17 protein-coding genes are annotated in these 16786 nt (G+C 72.6%); 16 read left to right on the forward strand and 1 reads right to left on the reverse strand.

Features of this window, described 5'->3' with window-relative positions; genetic code table 11:
- Nucleotides 1-46 precede the first annotated feature (46 nt).
- The gene (locus AC07GB_RS11280; RefSeq protein ID WP_478843911.1) at nt 47-919 is read left to right on the forward strand and encodes an NmrA family NAD(P)-binding protein; all 873 of its coding nucleotides are present in this window, start codon (nt 47-49) and stop codon (nt 917-919) included.
- 27 nt (nt 920-946) lie between these two features.
- Here the strand turns inward: AC07GB_RS11280 and AC07GB_RS11285 are convergent, their stop codons facing one another.
- Nucleotides 947-2077, reverse strand: coding sequence for a YihY/virulence factor BrkB family protein (locus tag AC07GB_RS11285; RefSeq protein WP_478843913.1), 1131 nt, complete (start codon nt 2075-2077; stop codon nt 947-949).
- 17 nt (nt 2078-2094) lie between these two features.
- Between AC07GB_RS11285 and AC07GB_RS11290 the strand changes: the two genes are divergently transcribed.
- The 15 genes from AC07GB_RS11290 (at nt 2095) to AC07GB_RS11360 (ending at nt 16780) form a co-directional block, all read left to right on the forward strand.
- A complete protein-coding gene (locus tag AC07GB_RS11290) occupies nt 2095-3729 on the forward strand; it encodes an acyl-CoA dehydrogenase family protein (RefSeq protein WP_478843915.1) in 1635 nt (544 codons plus the stop codon).
- 309 nt (nt 3730-4038) lie between these two features.
- Nucleotides 4039-5340, forward strand: a complete 1302-nt coding sequence (locus AC07GB_RS11295) for a GAF domain-containing protein (protein ID WP_478843917.1) — start codon at nt 4039-4041, stop codon at nt 5338-5340.
- Nucleotides 5341-5554: 214 nt separating this feature from the next.
- Nucleotides 5555-6127, forward strand: a complete 573-nt coding sequence (locus AC07GB_RS11300; RefSeq protein WP_478843919.1) for a GNAT family N-acetyltransferase — start codon at nt 5555-5557, stop codon at nt 6125-6127.
- A gap of 76 nt (nt 6128-6203) precedes the next feature.
- Nucleotides 6204-6287 (forward strand): putative leader peptide, encoded by an 84-nt coding sequence (locus tag AC07GB_RS11305; protein ID WP_318783855.1) that lies wholly within the window; start codon nt 6204-6206, stop codon nt 6285-6287.
- Between the two features lie 112 nt (nt 6288-6399).
- Nucleotides 6400-8097 (forward strand): nitrite/sulfite reductase, encoded by a 1698-nt coding sequence (locus AC07GB_RS11310; RefSeq protein WP_478843921.1) that lies wholly within the window; start codon nt 6400-6402, stop codon nt 8095-8097.
- 28 nt (nt 8098-8125) lie between these two features.
- On the forward strand, nt 8126-8305 hold the full coding sequence (locus tag AC07GB_RS11315; RefSeq protein WP_478843923.1) for a hypothetical protein: 180 nt from the start codon (nt 8126-8128) through the stop codon (nt 8303-8305).
- Nucleotides 8302-9021 (forward strand): phosphoadenylyl-sulfate reductase, encoded by a 720-nt coding sequence (locus AC07GB_RS11320; protein ID WP_478843924.1) that lies wholly within the window; start codon nt 8302-8304, stop codon nt 9019-9021. Before AC07GB_RS11315 ends, AC07GB_RS11320 begins: the two co-directional genes overlap by 4 nt.
- On the forward strand, nt 9003-9584 hold the full coding sequence (gene cysC / locus AC07GB_RS11325) for an adenylyl-sulfate kinase (RefSeq protein ID WP_478843926.1): 582 nt from the start codon (nt 9003-9005) through the stop codon (nt 9582-9584). Before AC07GB_RS11320 ends, cysC begins: the two co-directional genes overlap by 19 nt.
- Nucleotides 9581-10549 carry a sulfate adenylyltransferase subunit CysD gene (gene cysD / locus AC07GB_RS11330; RefSeq protein ID WP_478843928.1) on the forward strand — a complete coding sequence of 323 codons (969 nt, stop codon included), beginning with the start codon at nt 9581-9583 and terminating at the stop codon, nt 10547-10549. Before cysC ends, cysD begins: the two co-directional genes overlap by 4 nt.
- Nucleotides 10550-10551: 2 nt before the next feature.
- On the forward strand, nt 10552-11898 hold the full coding sequence (locus AC07GB_RS11335; protein WP_478843930.1) for a sulfate adenylyltransferase subunit 1: 1347 nt from the start codon (nt 10552-10554) through the stop codon (nt 11896-11898).
- 233 nt (nt 11899-12131) lie between these two features.
- Nucleotides 12132-13271: an aliphatic sulfonate ABC transporter substrate-binding protein gene (locus AC07GB_RS11340; protein WP_478843932.1), complete on the forward strand. Its 1140-nt coding sequence runs from the start codon at nt 12132-12134 to the stop codon at nt 13269-13271.
- Between the two features lie 42 nt (nt 13272-13313).
- Nucleotides 13314-14114 (forward strand): ABC transporter ATP-binding protein, encoded by an 801-nt coding sequence (locus AC07GB_RS11345; protein ID WP_478843934.1) that lies wholly within the window; start codon nt 13314-13316, stop codon nt 14112-14114.
- Nucleotides 14101-15009, forward strand: coding sequence for an ABC transporter permease (locus tag AC07GB_RS11350; protein ID WP_478843936.1), 909 nt, complete (start codon nt 14101-14103; stop codon nt 15007-15009). The genes AC07GB_RS11345 and AC07GB_RS11350 overlap by 14 nt, the downstream gene beginning before the upstream one ends.
- 5 nt (nt 15010-15014) lie before the next feature.
- Nucleotides 15015-15812 (forward strand): sirohydrochlorin chelatase, encoded by a 798-nt coding sequence (locus AC07GB_RS11355; RefSeq protein ID WP_478843938.1) that lies wholly within the window; start codon nt 15015-15017, stop codon nt 15810-15812.
- 65 nt (nt 15813-15877) lie between these two features.
- Complete coding sequence (locus tag AC07GB_RS11360; protein ID WP_478843940.1) at nt 15878-16780, forward strand: transglutaminase-like domain-containing protein; 903 nt, start codon at nt 15878-15880, stop codon at nt 16778-16780.
- The last annotated feature ends 6 nt before the right edge of the window (nt 16781-16786 follow it).

Consider the following 16786-nt stretch of genomic DNA (forward strand, 5'->3'; position numbering starts at 1 on the left):
TTCCTTGCGGATGTCCGCTCGGCGCGGGCGGCAGTTGACTGGGGGCATGACGACGAACTCGCAGCACACGACGGACGACCCGGCCACCGGCTCCGCCCTGACGGTCCTCGTGACCGGGGCCACCGGGCGCACCGGGAGCCGGGTCGCGCGGGCCGCGCGGGAGGCGGGTCTCACCGTGCGGGCCGCCTCCCGCTCCGGAGAGGTCCCCTTCGACTGGAACGAACGCTCTACTTGGGACGACGCTCTGCGCGGCGCCGACGCGGCCTACCTCACCTACCTGCCGGACGTCGGCGCGCCTGGCGCCGCGGACGCCGTGGGCGCGCTCGCCCGGCGGGCCGCGGACCTCGGCGTACGGCACCTGGTCCTGCTCTCCGCGCGCGGCGAGGAGCAGGCGCACGCCACGGAGCGGTCGCTCGCGGAGTCCGGGGTGGCCCGATGGACGGTCGTACGCGCCAGCTGGTTCGCGCAGAACTTCAGCGAGGGCCCGCTCGTCGACGGGCTGCGGGCCGGGGAGCTGGTCTTCCCCGCGGGGGAGGTCCTCGAACCGTTCGTCGACGTACGGGACATCGCGGACGTGGTGGTCGCGGTGCTCACCGCCGGGGAGCGGTACGCCGGGCGGATCGTCGAGGTGAGCGGGGCACGGCTGCTCTCCTTCCGGGACGCGGTGGGGGAGATCTCGGCGGCGACCGGGCGGACGCTCGGGTACGTGCCGGTGGGGGCGCGGGAATATGGTGCCGCGCTCGCCGAGTTCGGAGTTCCGGAAAGCGAAGTGGAATTCCTGGTCGAGCTTTTCGAGACGAATCTGGACGGGCGCAACGCGCACGTTTCGGAGGGTGTGCGCGAGGTGCTCGGGCGGGCGCCCCGTGAATTCTCCGCGTACGTACGCGAGGCGGCGGACGACGGCGCCTGGAAAGCGTGACGCCCGCCTCTGAGGCCCCCGCCCCGGTCATTGGTCGGGCGTGTCGTCCCGCTTGGCGTGGTGGGCCCTCAGGCGGCCCGAGACGTCGTCCGGCGGCAGGAAGCGGGACCAGCGCTCGGGGAACTCCGAGGGCATGTCGAGATCGTCGGGGTCCTCCTCGGCCCGCGCGGCGGCGGCCCGCGCGATGAGTTCGGCCGCCTTGGCCTCCTTCACCCGGTCCTGCGCGGCCCGCGCCGCCGCGGTCTGGAGCGACGGCCAGACGCGGTCGATCGCCGCGTTGACGGCGGCGCCGACGAGGACGGCGAAGGCGGACACGCCGATCCACAGCAGGACGGCGACCGGCGCCGCGAGGGAGCCGTAGATGGTGGGGCCCTCCACCGTGCTCGTCAGGTAGATGCGCAGCAGGAAGCTGCCGAGCACCCACATGCCGAGGGCGATGAGCGCGCCCGGCATGTCCTCCGCCCACGGCGAGCGCACCGGGACCGACACGTGGTAGAGCGTGGTCAGGAAGACGACGGAGAGCAGGATCACCACGGGCCAGTACAGGATCTGCACGACCGTCGTCGAGCCCGGCACCAGCTTCACCACCGCGTCCGGGCCCGCCACCATCAGCGGCAGCGCCACCGAGCCGATGACCAGCGCGACGAGGAAGAGCCCGAAGGCCAGCAGCCGGGTCTTGACGATGCCGCGGGCGCCGTCGAGCCCGTACATGACGGTGATGGTGTCGATGAAGACGTTGACGGCGCGGGATCCCGACCACAGGGCGAAGAGGAACCCTATGGAGACGACGTCCGGGCGGCCGACCTTGATGACGTCCTCGAGGATCGGCTGGGCGATCTCACGCACGCCTTTCTCGGACAGGATCGTCCGGGACGCCTCCAGGATGTTGTTCTCGACGCTCTCGATGGTGTCGGCGCCGGTCCAGCGGTCCACGTAGGCGAGGAAGCCGATGAGGCTGAGGAGCAGCGGGGGCACGGACAGCAACGTGAAGAACGCCGCCTCCGCCGCGAGCCCCAGGACGCGGTACTCGATGCAGGAGTTGACGGTGTCCTTCAGCAGCAGCCAGGCGGTCCTGCGCTTGGAGACGTCGCGGTAAAGAGCGCGGGCCCGGTTCCAGCGGCCCGGTGGCCGCCCGGGTGTTTCTTTTGCCTGGTGCACCTCCTTACCGTAGCGGCATGGCAGCCACCACCCACACAGTGACCAACCAGGCTCCGCCCCTGGTGGGATACGACGTCTTCACGTGCGACCGGGCCCTGGCCGAAGGCGTCGAACGTCATCTCGATCCGTCGCTCCTCGACGACGCCCGCGCGGAGCTGTCGTTGCTCGGCCGCACCGCGGGCTCCGCGCAGGCACAGGAGTGGGGGACGCTCGCCAACGAGAATCCGCCCGTTCTGCACACGCACGACCGTTACGGGAACCGTGTCGACGAGGTCACCTTCCACCCGGCGTGGCACCGGCTGCTCGGCAAGGCCGTCTCGGCGGGCCTCACCTCGGCCTGGACCAGGCCCGGCGGGCACGTGCGGCGCGCGGCCGCGTTCCTGGTGTGGACGCAGGTGGAGGCCGGGCACGGGTGCCCGGTGTCGATGACGCACGCGGCGGTCCCCGCGCTGCGCACCGACCCGGCCCTCGCCGCCGAGTGGGAGCCGCTCCTGACGTCCACCGTGTACGACGACGGGCTGCGGCCCGCCGCGCAGAAGGCGGGCGCGCTCTTCGGCATGGGAATGACGGAGAAGCAGGGCGGAAGTGACGTACGCGCGAATACGACGCGCGCGACAGCGCTTTCCGAAGAAGGGACGTACACGGTCGTCGGACACAAGTGGTTCTGTTCCGCTCCCATGTCCGACGGATTCCTGGTGCTCGCGCAAGCGGAGGCCGGGCTCACGTGTTTTCTCGTGCCCCGGGTCCTGGCCGACGGCTCGCGGAACGCGTTCGCGATCCAGCGTTTGAAGAACAAACTCGGAAACCGCTCCAACGCCTCCAGCGAGGTCGAGTTCGACGGGACGTGGGCGCGGCGGGTCGGGGACGAGGGGCGCGGGGTGCGCACCATCATCGAAATGGTGGCGGCCACCCGGCTCGACTGCGTGATCGGCTCGGCGGCGCTGATGCGCCAGGCCGTGGCGCAGGCCGTGCACCACGCCACGTACCGGGAGGCGTTCGGCGGCAAGCTCGTCGACAAGCCGCTCATGCGCAACGTGCTCGCGGACCTGGCCCTGGAGTCGGAGGCGGCGACGACGCTCGCGCTGCGGCTCGCGGCCGCGTACGACGACGGGAGCGAGCGCGAGCAGGCGTTCCTGCGGATCGCGGTGCCCGCGGCCAAGTACTGGGTGACCAAGCGGTCCGCGCCCCTGGCCGCGGAGGCCCTGGAGTGCCTGGGCGGCAACGGCTACGTGGAGGACTCGGGCATGCCGAGGCTGCTGCGCGAGGCGCCGCTGAACTCGATCTGGGAGGGCTCGGGGAACGTCCAGGCCCTCGACGTGCTGCGCGCGCTCCAGCGGGAGCCGCTGGCCCTGAACGCGTTCCTGGAGGAGGTGGGCGCGGCCCGCGGCGCCGACCACCGCCTGGACGCGGCGATCAAGGACCTGCTGACCGAGCTTGCCGACCTGGCGGGCATCGAGGGGCGGGCGCGCCGGCTCGTCGAGCGGATGGCGCTCGTGCTCCAGGGCGCGCTGCTCGTGCGGCACGCGCCGCCCGCCGTGGCGGACGCCTTCTGCGCCTCGCGGCTCGGCGGGGACTGGGGCGCGGCCTTCGGCACGCTGCCGCACAGCCTGGATCTGGGGGCGGTCGTCGACCGGGCGGCCGTCCACCTCTGACGGGGGGCCACGGGCTCCTGACGGGGGCCCGGGACGCTCGGCACGGGCTGCTGAGCGGCCCTGTCACGGGGGTGGTGCTGCGCCGACACGGCACCACCCCCGGTCTTCAGGTCCCCGTCGGGACGGGCGCCGCGCGAGGCGGCGTACTGCCAAGTTTTGGACACCGCACGACTGTTCGCCAGAGTTGCAGGGGGTTGCAACTCCGGTCTTCAACGACACCGCCGAAGCATGTCCTTCGGCATGCCCCAACGGGCACGATGAGTACGTGTCCCCGCTGTGGGCCTGCTCGGAGTGCGGGAGGAAACCGGTATGAACACCCACGCCACGTTCGACCTGGAGCGGCTCGCCGCCGCCAACGCGGCCCAGGCCACCCGGGCGGTCCTGGAGATGCGGGACGCCCGGATCACGGGGCAGCGCGCCAGGTTCGGGCCGCGGCCCGTCATCGGCGCGTCGTGGGACCGGATGCTGGCGACCGGCGTCGACCCCGAGCGGGACTTCCGCACGGGCGTCCTGAGCACCGACGAGGTGGAGCGGCGGCGGCAGTCCTCGCCGCTCAGGAGCGTCCTGCCGGTGCTGCGCGAGGGGCTGCTCTCCGTCGCGGACGTGGCGCAGCACATCATGGTGGTCGCGGACGCCGACGGGCGGCTGCTGTGGCGCGAGGGCAACAAGTCCGTGCTCAAGATGGCCGACGGGCACGGCTTCGACGTCGGCGCCGACTGGCGCGAGACCGTGGTCGGCACCAACGGCGTGGGCACCTCCATCGTCACGCGGCGCCCCGTCCAGGTCTTCGCCGCCGAGCACTTCGTGCGCTCGCACCACCCGTGGACGTGCACGGGCGCGCCCATCACGGACCCGCGCGACGGGCGGCTGCTCGGCGTCGTCGACATCAGCGGACCGCTGGACACCATGCACCCGGCCACTCTCGCCCTGGTCGGCTCGGTCGCCAAGCTCGCCGAGGCCCGGCTGCGCGAGGCCCATCTGACGGCCCTCGACCGGCTGCGCTCGGTGGCGGCGCCGCTCCTCGCCCGCCTGGACGGGCGCGCCGTGGCGGTGGACGCGCACGGCTGGACGGCGGCCGTCACCGGCATGCCGCCGGTGGACCGGATCACGCTGCCCAAGTCCCTCGTGGACGGCCGGGCGTGGCTGCCGTCGCTCGGCCGGTGCGCGGTGGCGCCGCTGCCCGGCGGCTGGCTGCTCCGCGTGGAGGACGACGAGGCCGCCGTGGCCGCCACCTCGGCCACGACCCGGGTGGTGGTGGACGTCAGCGGGGAGCGCCGCTGGTCGGTCACCGTCACCGGGAGCGCGGGCTGCTGGACGCACGAACTCTCGCCGCGCCACGCCGAGTTGCTCTACCTGCTCGCCACGCAGCGCGCGGGGCGCAGCGCGGCGGGCCTGGCCGCCGACCTGTTCGGCGACCCCGGCCGCACGGTGACGGTCCGCGCCGAGCTGTCCCGCGTCCGGCGCTATCTGGGCGGCCTCGTCGCGCACCGCCCGTACCGCTTCCACGAGGAGGCCGACGTCGACCTGGTGCTGCCCGCCGACGTGACGCGGCTGCTCCCGCACTCCATGGCGCCCGCGGTGGTACGGGCCCGGGCGGGCGCGGTGCCCTGACGCGGGGAGCGTGCCCGCAGCCGCGCCCCCCGCCCCGGTGACACGAGTCATGCCCGCGCGCGGGGCGCGTGCCCCGTGGGCGGGCCCTCGTGGCGGCCCCGGTCCGGCGCGGGCCCTCGTGGCGGCTCCGGCCCGGCGTGGCCCCTCGTGGCGGCCCCGGCCCGGCGTGGCCCCTCGTGGCGGCCCCGGTCCTGCCCGTGATTTTCTGGCCGCCATGAGCATCACTGTCACCACCTGGTCCCTGGAGCAGACCGCTCCCACCGATCTGCGGCCCGCCGCCGCACCCGACGGCGACGTGCGGATCGTGCGGGCCGAGGTGCCCTCGCCCGAGTTCAGCCGGTTCCTGTACTCCGCCGTCGGCGGCGACATCAAGTGGATCGACCGCCTCTCGCTCAGCTACGAGCAGTGGCGGGAGCATCTGACGCGACCGGGCGTGGAGACGTGGGTCGCGTACGAGAAGGGCACGCCGGCCGGGTACGTGGAGCTGGACGCGCAGGACGACGGGGTGGTGGAGATCGTCTACTTCGGTCTGATCCCGGCTTTCCGGGGCCGCCGCATCGGCGGCCACCTCCTGTCGTACGGCACGGCCCGGGCCTGGGACCTGGCCGACCGCTGGCCGGACCGGACGCCCACGAAGCGCGTGTGGCTGCACACGTGCAGCCTCGACGGCGAACACGCCATGGACAACTACACGCGGCGCGGCTTCAAGCTCTTCAGGACGGAGACCTCCGAGGAGCCCGAGCAGCCGACCCCGGGTCCCTGGCCCGGCGCCCACCCCGCCGTCTGACCAGTATTCGAGACAACTTCATCCGAGATGTGGACAGTGGTGGACGGTGCCGAAAGGCGCATGCCAGGCTTTCGCCATGTCTCGAGCTGGAATCGCCTTGGTGAGTCGACGTCACGTCGACCTCGTCCGCGTGTCCAGCGCCATGTGTCCGGCGAGCTGAGAGACCCAGCACCGCCGCTTTCCCTGAACTGACCCCTCCCCGCGCACCGCCGCGCCTTCTGCGCGAGTGCGCAGGTCAGAGCCGCTCTCAGTCTGCTGTGAAGGACGTACCCATGGCCACCGCCCCGGACCGATCCACGCCCGCCGCACCCCGCCGCAAGGCGGGCCGCCACCGTGGCGAGGGCCAGTGGGCCGCCGGCCACTTCACGCCGCTGAACGGCAACGAGCAGTTCAAGAAGGACGACGACGGTCTCAATGTGCGGACACGCATTGAGACGATCTACTCCAAGCGCGGCTTCGACTCCATCGACCCGAACGACCTGCGCGGCCGGATGCGCTGGTGGGGCCTCTACACCCAGCGCAAGCCCGGGATCGACGGCGGCAAGACCGCGATCCTGGAGCCCGAGGAGCTGGACGACGAGCACTTCATGCTGCGGGTGCGGATCGACGGCGGACGCCTGACCACCGAGCAGCTGCGCGTCATCGGCGAGGTCTCGCAGGAGTTCGCGCGCGGCACCGCCGACATCACCGACCGGCAGAACATCCAGTACCACTGGATCCGCATCGAGGACATGCCGGAGATCTGGCGCCGCCTGGAGTCCGTGGGCCTGTCCACGACCGAGGCCTGCGGCGACACCCCGCGCGTCATCCTGGGCTCGCCCGTCGCCGGGATCGCCGAGGACGAGATCATCGACGGCACGCCCGCGATCGACGAGATCCACCGCCGTATCGTCGGCAACCCGGCCTTCTCCAACCTGCCGCGCAAGTTCAAGTCCGCGATCTCCGGCTCGCCGCTGCTCGACGTGGCGCACGAGATCAACGACATCGCGTTCGTGGGCGTGCGCCACCCCGAGCACGGCCCCGGCTTCGACCTGTGGGTCGGCGGGGGCCTCTCCACCAACCCCAAGATCGGCCAGCGGCTCGGCGCCTGGGTGCCCCTGGAGGAGGTCGCGGACGTCTTCGAGGGCGTCATCTCGATCTTCCGCGACTACGGCTACCGCCGTCTGCGCACCCGCGCCCGCCTGAAGTTCCTCCTCGCGGACTGGGGCGCGGAGAAGTTCCGCCGCGTCCTGGAGGACGAGTACCTGCTGCGCAAGCTCCTCGACGGGCCCGCGCCCGAGCAGCCCCTGAAGCGCTGGCGCGACCACGTGGGCGTGCACCGGCAGCAGGACGGCAACTACTACGTGGGCTTCGCCCCGCGCGTCGGCCGCGTCGACGGCACCACCCTGACGAAGATCGCCGACCTCGCGGCCGGGCACGGCTCGGGCCGCCTGCGCACCACCGCCGAGCAGAAGATGCTCGTCCTGGACGTGGCCGAGGACCAGGTCGCTTCCTTGGTGGCGGGCCTGGAGTCGCTCGACCTCACCGTGCGCCCCTCCTCCTTCCGGCGGGGCACCATGGCGTGCACCGGCATCGAGTTCTGCAAGCTCGCCATCGTCGAGACGAAGGCGCGCGGCGCCTCGCTCATCGACGAACTGGAGCGCCGCATCCCGGACTTCGACGAGCCGCTCACCATCAACATCAACGGCTGCCCGAACGCCTGCGCCCGCATCCAGGTCGCCGACATCGGCCTCAAGGGCCAGCTCGTCCTGGACGAGAACGGCGAGCAGGTCGAGGGCTACCAGGTGCACCTGGGCGGCGCGCTCGGCCTGGAGGCCGGGTTCGGCCGCAAGGTGCGGGGCCTGAAGGTGACCTCCGCCGAGCTGCCGGACTACGTGGAGCGGGTGCTGAGGCGCTTCCAGGCGGAGCGCGCGGACGGCGAGCGGTTCGCCGCCTGGGTCGCGCGGGCCGACGAGGAGGCCCTGTCGTGAGCGCCACGAGCGGGACGAGGACCCCGGTATGAGCGAGCGGGCCGCACCCTTCTACTGCCCCTACTGCGGCGACGAGGACCTGCGTCCGAGCGAGCAGGCCCATGGCGCGTGGGAATGCGCGGCGTGCAACCGCGCCTTCCAGTTGAAGTTCCTCGGGTTGCTCACCCGTGGACTTCGACGCAACGACGGCGGAGAGACAGTGATATGACGACCATTCAGCAGGTACCGGCCGACACCCCGGCCGACGAGCTGAAGGCGCTCGCCGAGCAGGCCGGGCGCGACCTGGAGGACGCCTCCGCCCTGGAGGTCCTCACCTGGGCCGCCGGCACCTTCGGCGCCCGCTTCTGCGTGACCTCCTCGATGGAGGACGCGGTGGTGGCCCACCTCGCCTCCCGCGCCCGGCCCGGCGTGGACGTGGTGTTCCTCGACACCGGCTACCACTTCCCGGAGACCATCGGCACCCGGGACGCCGTCGAGGCCGTGATGGACGTCAACGTCCTCACCCTGACGCCGGCGCAGACCGTGGCCGAGCAGGACGCCGAGTACGGCCCGCGCCTGCACGACCGCGACCCCGACCTGTGCTGCGCCCTGCGCAAGGTCAAGCCCCTGGAGGACGGCCTCGCGCCCTACCTCGCCTGGGCCACGGGCCTGCGCCGCGACGAGTCCCCGACGCGCGCGCACACCCCCGTCGTCGGCTGGGACGACCGGCGCCGCAAGGTGAAGGTCTCCCCCATCGCCCGCTGGACACAGGCCGACGTGGACGCTTACGTCGCCGAGCACGGCGTGCTCACCAACCCGCTGCTCATGGACGGCTACGGCTCCGTGGGCTGCGCCCCGTGCACCCGGCGCCTCCTCGACGGCGAGGACGCGCGCGCGGGCCGCTGGGCCGGGCGCGCCAAGACCGAATGCGGGCTGCACGGATGAGCGCCCCACGACCCGTCGAGGAGACCGACGTGACCGGAGCCACCGTCTGGCTCACCGGCCTGCCGAGCGCGGGCAAGACCACCATCGCGCAGGAGCTGGCGCGCACCCTGCGCGAGCGGGGCCGCGCGGTCGAGGTGCTCGACGGCGACGAGATCCGTGAGTTCCTCTCGGCGGGCCTCGGCTTCAGCCGCGCGGACCGGGACACCAACGTCCAGCGCGTCGGCTTCGTCGCCGAGCTGCTCGCCCGCAACGGCGTGCTCGCGCTCGTCCCCGTGATCGCCCCGTTCGCGGACAGCCGCGAGGCGGTGCGCAAGCGCCACCAGGCGGGCGGCACCCCGTACGTGGAGGTGCACGTCGCCACGCCCGTGGAGGTGTGCTCCGTACGCGACGTGAAGGGTCTGTACGCCAAGCAGGCCGCGGGCGAGCTGTCCGGGCTCACCGGCGTCGACGACCCGTACGAGGAGCCCGAGTCGCCGGACCTGCGCGTCGAGTCGCAGGACCAGACCGTGCAGGAGTCCGCCGCAGCCGTGCACGCGCTGCTCACCGAGAGGGGTCTGGCATGACGACCGCCGCGACCACCGGGAACGCCGGGGACGCCGCGAGCCCCGCGGGGGACCACGCGGACGACAGCCCGTACGCGCTCAGCCACCTGGACGCCCTGGAGTCCGAGGCCGTCCACATCTTCCGTGAGGTGGCGGGCGAGTTCGAGCGGCCGGTGATCCTGTTCTCCGGCGGCAAGGACTCCATCGTCATGCTGCACCTGGCGCTGAAGGCCTTCGCCCCGGCCCCGGTCCCCTTCTCGCTGCTCCACGTCGACACCGGGCACAACTTCCCCGAGGTCATCGAGTACCGCGACCGCGTGGTGGCCGAGCACCGGCTCCGCCTGCACGTGGCGTCCGTACAGGACTACATCGACCGCGGTGTGCTTAAGGAGCGCCCCGACGGCACCCGCAACCCGCTCCAGACGCTGCCGCTGACGGAGAAGATCGCCGCCGAGCGCTTCGACGCGGTCTTCGGCGGCGGGCGCCGCGACGAGGAGAAGGCGCGCGCCAAGGAGCGGGTGTTCTCGCTGCGGGACGAGTTCTCGCAGTGGGACCCGCGCCGCCAGCGGCCCGAGCTGTGGCAGCTGTACAACGGCCGGCACGCCCCGGGCGAGCACGTGCGCGTGTTCCCGCTGTCCAACTGGACCGAGCTGGACGTGTGGCAGTACATCGCCCGCGAGGGCATCGAGCTGCCCGGGATCTACTTCGCCCACGAGCGCGCGGTCTTCAAGCGCCACGGCATGTGGCTGACAGCGGGTGACTGGGGCGGTCCCAAGGACGGCGAGGACGTCGTCCGGCGTGTGGTTCGCTACCGCACCGTCGGCGACATGTCCTGCACCGGGGCCGTCGACTCGGACGCGACCACCCTCGACGCCGTCATCGCCGAGATCGCGGCGTCCCGGCTGACCGAGCGCGGCGCGACCCGGGCGGACGACAAGCTCTCCGAGGCCGCGATGGAAGACCGCAAGCGCGAAGGGTACTTCTAACCATGACCAGCACCACCGCGGGCCAACTTGCCGGGCCCTTCGCCACCACGCTGCTGCGCTTCGCCACCGCGGGCTCCGTCGACGACGGCAAGTCCACCCTGGTCGGCCGCCTCCTGCACGACTCCAAGTCGGTCCTCACCGACCAGCTGGAGGCCGTCGAGCACGCCTCGCGCAGCCGCGGCGCCGAGGGCCCCGACCTGGCGCTGCTCACCGACGGCCTGCGGGCCGAGCGCGAGCAGGGCATCACCATCGACGTGGCGTACCGCTACTTCGCGACCCCGCGCCGCCGGTTCATCCTGGCCGACACGCCGGGCCACGTGCAGTACACCCGCAACATGGTCACCGGCGCCTCCACCGCCGACCTCGCCGTGGTCCTGGTCGACGCGCGCAACGGCGTGATCGAGCAGACCCGCCGCCACGCCGCGGTGGCCGCGCTCCTGCGCGTGCCGCACGTGGTGCTCGCGGTGAACAAGATGGACCTCGTCGCGTACGCGGAGCCCGTCTTCGCGAAGATCGCCGAGGAGTTCACCGCGTACGCCACCGAGCTGGGCGTCCCGGAGGTCACCGCGATCCCGATCTCGGCGCTCGCCGGGGACAACGTGGTGGAGCCGTCGGCGAACATGGACTGGTACGGCGGCCCGACCGTCCTGGAGCACCTGGAGACCGTGCCGGTCAGCCACGACCTGACCAGCTGCCACGCGCGCCTTCCGGTGCAGTACGTGATCCGGCCGCAGACCGCCGAGCACCCCGACTACCGGGGGTACGCGGGGCAGATCGCCGCGGGGACGTTCCGCGTCGGCGACGAGGTGACGGTCCTGCCGTCGGGGCGCACCACGAAGGTGGCGGGCATCGACCTGCTGGGCAGGCCGGTGGACGTGGCGTGGACGCCGCAGTCCGTGACCGTGCTCCTGGAGGACGACCTCGACATCTCACGTGGTGACATGATCGTCCCGAGCAGTGATACGCCGACGTCCACCCAGGACATCGCCGCCACCGTCTGCCACGTGGCCGACACGCCGTTGCGCGTGGGCCAGCGGGTGCTGCTCAAGCACACCACCCGCACGGTCAAGGCGATCGTGAAGCAGATCCCGTCCCGGCTCACCCTGGACGACCTGTCCCAGCACCCCAACCCGGGGCTGCTCTCGGCCAACGACATCGGCCGGGTCCTGGTGCGCACCGCGGAGCCGCTCGCGCTCGACGCGTACGCGGACTCGCGCCGCACCGGCTCCTTCCTCCTCATCGACCCGGCGGACGGCACGACGCTCGCCGCCGGGATGGCGGGCGAGGCCTTCGCCAGGGCCGAGGCGCCCGCGCCGGCCGCGGCCGACGAGGAAGGGTGGGACTTCTGACCATGGGTTCCCCCGATGTCTTCTCGACCTTCGCCAAGGAGGGCGGCCGCGTGGGCAGCGGCGCCCTCGGCGCGGGGTCCGGCGGCGTGACGCGATGTGTGTCATGACGTACGCGCACCGCTCGCGCGCCCTCACCCCCCGCCGTCCCTTCGTACGCAGACGAAGATCCGCCGACATCCACCCGGCCGCACCCTGACCGTGCGCCCGCCGGGCCAACGAGAGGAACCCCTCCCGTGCCAGCCATCCGCACCTCCGGCCGCCGCTCTCCCCGCGCGCGCTCGGCCCGCCTGACCGCCGTCGCCGCCCTGCCCCTGCTCGCGCTCGCGCTCTCCGCCTGCGGATACGGCTCGGACGCCGACAAGGACGACAACGGCAAGGCGAAGATCGCCGCCGACGCGAAGAAGATCGACGGCCTGGACGAGGTGAAGATCGGCTACTTCCCGAACCTCACCCACGGCACGGCGCTCGTCGGCGACCACGAGGGCCTGTTCCAGAAGGAACTGGGCGCCACCAAGGCGTCGTACGCGCAGTTCAACGCGGGCCCCTCGGAGATCGAGGCGCTGAACTCCAAGTCGATCGACATCGGCTGGATCGGCCCGTCGCCCGCCATCAACGGCTACACCAAGTCCGACGGCGAGAACCTGCGCATCATCGGCGGTTCGGCGTCCGGCGGCGTGAAGCTCGTGGTGAACCCGGACAAGATCAAGTCCCTGGACGACGTCAGGGGCAAGAAGATCGCCACCCCGCAGCTCGGCAACACCCAGGACGTGGCCTTCCTCAACTGGATCAAGGAGAAGGGCTGGAAGGTCGACGCCCAGAGCGGCAAGGGCGACGTCTCCGTGGTCCGCACCGACAACAAGATCACGCCGGACGCCTACAAGTCCGGCTCGATCGACGGCGCCTGGGTGCCGGAGCCGACCGCCTCCAAGCTGGTGTCCGAGGGCGCGAAGGTGCTCCTGGACGAGTCCGACCTGTGGCCCGGCAAGAAGTTCGTGATCACGAACATCATCGTGCGGCAGCAGTTCCTGAAGGACCACCCGAAGGTGGTCGAGGCCGTCCTGCGGGGCGCGGTGAAGGCGAACCAGTTCATCAAGGACAACCCGGACAAGGCCAAGGCCGCCGCCAACGCCGTGCTGAAGCAGCACTCCGGCAAGGAGCTGCCCGCGAAGGTCATCGACCCGGCCTGGAAGTCGATCCAGTTCACCAACGACCCGCTGGCGGCGACGCTCGACACCGAGGCCGAGCACGCCGTGAAGGCGGGCCTCCTGGAGCGGCCCGACCTCAAGGGCATCTACGACCTGAGGCCGCTCAACAAGGTCCTGAAGGCGGCGGGCGAGCCCGCGGTGGACGACGCCGGCCTCGGCGTCAAGTAACCCGACCACGCCCACAGTTCAGGTTCTCAGGAGGTGACGACCATGGGCACGACGCTCGCCAAGGCCCCCGAAGGCGCCGCACACACCGTGGACGCGGCCGGGGTCGCCGCGCGCATCGAGCACGTCTCGAAGTCCTTCGCCACACCGGCGGGGCAGCAGCTCGTCCTGGACGACATCACCCTCGACGTCGGCCAGGGGGAGTTCGTCACCCTCCTGGGGGCCTCGGGCTGCGGAAAGTCGACGCTGCTCAACCTCGTGGCCGGGCTCGACCGGCCGAGCGCGGGCAGCATCGGCACCGACGGGCGCCCGGCCCTGATGTTCCAGGAGCACGCCCTGTTCCCGTGGCTGACCGCGGGCAAGAACATCGAGCTTGCCCTGAGGCTGCGGGGCCTGCCCAAGGCCGAACGGCGCCCCAGGGCCGAGGAGTTGCTGGCCCTCGTCCGTCTTGAGGGCGCGTACGGCAAGCGCGTGCACGAGCTGTCCGGCGGCATGCGCCAGCGGGTCGCCCTGGCCCGCGCGCTCGCCCAGGACAGCAAGCTGCTGCTCATGGACGAGCCGTTCGCGGCGCTCGACGCGATCACCCGGGACGTGCTGCACGACGAGCTGACCCGGATCTGGCGCGAGACCGGCGTCTCGGTCCTGTTCGTCACGCACAACGTCCGCGAGGCGGTACGGCTCGCCCAGCGCGTGGTCCTGCTGTCCTCGCGGCCCGGCCGGGTGGCGCGCGAGTGGACCGTCGACATCGAGCAGCCGCGCCGCATCGAGGACACGGCCGTGGCCGAGCTGTCCGTCGAGATCACCGAAGAACTGCGTGGGGAGATCCGCCGCCATGGGCAGCACTGAGACGAAGACCCCCGCGGCGCGCGAGGGTGAGCGGCGGGACAGCCACGACCTGGCGGGCCTCGAGGCGGGCCTGGACGCCCTGGACACCGTGCAGACGCGGCGCGTCCCGCTGCGCGAGACGCTGGTCCAGAAGGTCCTGCCGCCGGTGACGGCGGTCCTGCTCGTCCTGGTGGTCTGGCAGGTCCTCGTCTGGGCCGAGGTGACCGACAGCTACAAGCTGCCCGCCCCGGGCGCGGTGTGGGACGAGGTCGAGACCGCCTGGCGGCAGGGCACCCTGCTCGACTACATCTGGACGTCCGTCTCGCGCGGCATGTTCGGCTTCCTCATGGCCCTCGTCATCGGCACGCCGCTCGGCCTCGTCGTGGCGCGCGTCCGCTTCGTGCGGGCGGCCATCGGCCCGGTCCTGTCGGGGCTCCAGTCGCTGCCGTCGGTGGCGTGGGTGCCCCCCGCGGTGATCTGGCTCGGCCTCAACGACAAGATGATGTACGCGGTGATCCTGCTCGGCGCCGTGCCGTCGATCGCCAACGGCCTGGTCGCGGGCGTGGACCAGGTGCCGCCGCTGTTCCTGCGGGCGGGCCGCACGCTCGGCGCCACCGGGCTCCGCGGCACCTGGCACATCGTCATGCCCGCCGCCCTGCCCGGATATCTGGCGGGCCTGAAGCAGGGCTGGGCGTTCTCCTGGCGGTCGCTGATGGCCGCCGAGATCATCGCGCAGTCGCCGGACCTCGGCATGGGGCTCGGCCAGCTCCTGGAGGCGGGCCGCACCAACAGCAGCATGTCGCAGGTCTTCCTCGCCATCCTGCTGATCCTGGTCGTCGGCATCGCCATCGACCTGCTGATCTTCAGCCCCCTTGAGCGGTGGGTGTTGCGCAGCCGCGGCCTCCTTGTGAAGTGATCACGATGCACACCTCCCCCTCCCCCGCGCTCCTGGTCATCGCCCACGGCAGCCGCGATCCGCGGCACGCCGTGACGGTGCGCGCCCTCGTGCGCCGCGTGCGGACGCTGCGCCCGGGCCTTCGGGTGCAGGTCGGGTTCCTCGACTTCGACGCCCCGGCGGTCCCGGACGCCCTCGCGTCCCTGGCCGCCGACGGCGTGCGCGACGTCGTCGCCCAGCCGCTGCTGCTGACCCGCGCCTTCCACGCGAAGGCCGACATCCCCGCCGTGCTCCGAGCGGCCCCCGCCGGGATGCGGGTGCGCCAGGCGGGGGTGCTCGGCCCGTCGCCGCTGCTGCTCGCCGCGCTCGAACAGCGGCTGTACGAGGCGGGGCTCGACCCCGCCGACAAGGCCGCGACCGGGGTGGTCCTCGCCTCGGCCGGCTCCACGGACCCGGAGGCGATCGCAGTGATCGCTGACATCGCGCGGGAGTGGCGGCGTACCGGTTGGTGCGCCGTGCGGCCTGCGTTCGCCTCCGCGGCACTGCCCCCCACCGAGCGGGCCGTCCAGTCGCTGCGCCGGACACCCGGAGTGCGGCGGGTGGCGGTGGCCCCGTACGTCCTGGCTCCGGGGTTCCTGCCCGACCGGATCGCCCGGGGGGCCGCCGACGCCGACGTCCTCGGGGGCGTGCTCGGGGACTCGCCGCTGGTCGCGCGGGTGCTGCTCGATCGGTTCGACGCGTGCCGCCGCTTCGGGGCGGACGCCGCCCGCCCGCCCGCTGTCGCGCACGGTCCCGGCTGGGGCGCCCTGCCTGCCGCGGGGTAGCCGCCCAACATCTCCCCGGCGACGGTCTGGACCTTGCCCCTGGGGCAGACCCCAGCCTGGGGCGCATGGACAGCGACTACCTGACCCACAGCCCGTACAGCACGCCGGGACCCCGGCTCGACGCCCTGCTCGGCCCCGACCCGCTGCCCCGCGCGCCCGCCGCGCTCGCCGCCCTGGTGCGCGGCGTGCTGCTGCACCGCGAGGAGCGGGAGACCTTCGACTACGTGATCCCCGCCGCACGGCTGCACGAGGACGCCGAGTCCCGGTACACCAGCGAGATCCTGCGCATCCTCGGCGAGCGCGGGGACACCCCGCTCACCGAGGAGCGCGAGCCGGCGGCGCGGTTCGTCGCCACCTGCCGTGACTTCGCGCTGCTGCTGTGCTCGCTGCTGCGCGAGACCGGCACCCCCGCTCGGCTGAGGGGCGGCTACGGTACGTACTTCGAGCCGGACTTCCACGACAACCACTGGGTGACGGAGTACTGGTACGAGGGGCGCTGGCTCCTCGCGGACCCGCAGCTGTACGGCGACCTGCACGAGACGGCGTTCGACCCGATGGACGTGCCGCGCGACGCGTTCCTGGTCGCCGGTGACGCCTGGCAGGCGTGCCGGGAGGGGCGCGTGGACCCGGAGACCTTCGGCGTGTTCACCGTGCCCGACATCAAGGGCATGGGGCTCGTACGCGCCGACGTGGTGGCCGACCTCGCCGCGCTCGGCGGCGTGGAGCCGCTGCCGTGGGACGGCTGGGGCCTGATCGAGAAGGACGAGGCGGAGGTCACCGCGGAGGACCTCGCGCTGCTCGACGCGGTCGCCGTCGTCACCTCGGCCGCCGGGCACGCGCCGGATCCCGGCCGACCCGAGGCCGTGCGCCGGCTCCTGGCCGACCCGCGGCTCGCGGTGCCCGCCGAGATCGTCTCGCGTACGACCTACTGCGGCGTCCGCACCGTCACGCTGCCGCAGGCGGCGTGAGCGCCC

The organism is Streptomyces sp. NPDC045778, assembly GCF_056431945.1.

Excerpts from the sequence above, each read along its gene's own strand:
- cysD (WP_478843928.1), top strand. The coding sequence starts at position 9,581 with ATGACGACCGCCGCGACCACCGGGAACGCCGGGGACGCCGCGAGCCCC.
- AC07GB_RS11295 (WP_478843917.1), top strand. The coding sequence starts at position 4,039 with ATGAACACCCACGCCACGTTCGACCTGGAGCGGCTCGCCGCCGCCAAC.
- AC07GB_RS11290 (WP_478843915.1), top strand. The coding sequence starts at position 2,095 with ATGGCAGCCACCACCCACACAGTGACCAACCAGGCTCCGCCCCTGGTG.
- AC07GB_RS11280 (WP_478843911.1), top strand. The coding sequence starts at position 47 with ATGACGACGAACTCGCAGCACACGACGGACGACCCGGCCACCGGCTCC.
- AC07GB_RS11335 (WP_478843930.1), top strand. The coding sequence starts at position 10,552 with ATGACCAGCACCACCGCGGGCCAACTTGCCGGGCCCTTCGCCACCACG.
- AC07GB_RS11355 (WP_478843938.1), top strand. The coding sequence starts at position 15,015 with ATGCACACCTCCCCCTCCCCCGCGCTCCTGGTCATCGCCCACGGCAGC.
- AC07GB_RS11315 (WP_478843923.1), top strand. The coding sequence starts at position 8,126 with ATGAGCGAGCGGGCCGCACCCTTCTACTGCCCCTACTGCGGCGACGAG.
- AC07GB_RS11360 (WP_478843940.1), top strand. The coding sequence starts at position 15,878 with ATGGACAGCGACTACCTGACCCACAGCCCGTACAGCACGCCGGGACCC.
- AC07GB_RS11320 (WP_478843924.1), top strand. The coding sequence starts at position 8,302 with ATGACGACCATTCAGCAGGTACCGGCCGACACCCCGGCCGACGAGCTG.
- AC07GB_RS11300 (WP_478843919.1), top strand. The coding sequence starts at position 5,555 with ATGAGCATCACTGTCACCACCTGGTCCCTGGAGCAGACCGCTCCCACC.
- AC07GB_RS11310 (WP_478843921.1), top strand. The coding sequence starts at position 6,400 with ATGGCCACCGCCCCGGACCGATCCACGCCCGCCGCACCCCGCCGCAAG.
- AC07GB_RS11350 (WP_478843936.1), top strand. The coding sequence starts at position 14,101 with ATGGGCAGCACTGAGACGAAGACCCCCGCGGCGCGCGAGGGTGAGCGG.
- AC07GB_RS11305 (WP_318783855.1), top strand. The coding sequence starts at position 6,204 with ATGTCTCGAGCTGGAATCGCCTTGGTGAGTCGACGTCACGTCGACCTC.
- cysC (WP_478843926.1), top strand. The coding sequence starts at position 9,003 with ATGCGGGCTGCACGGATGAGCGCCCCACGACCCGTCGAGGAGACCGAC.
- AC07GB_RS11345 (WP_478843934.1), top strand. The coding sequence starts at position 13,314 with ATGGGCACGACGCTCGCCAAGGCCCCCGAAGGCGCCGCACACACCGTG.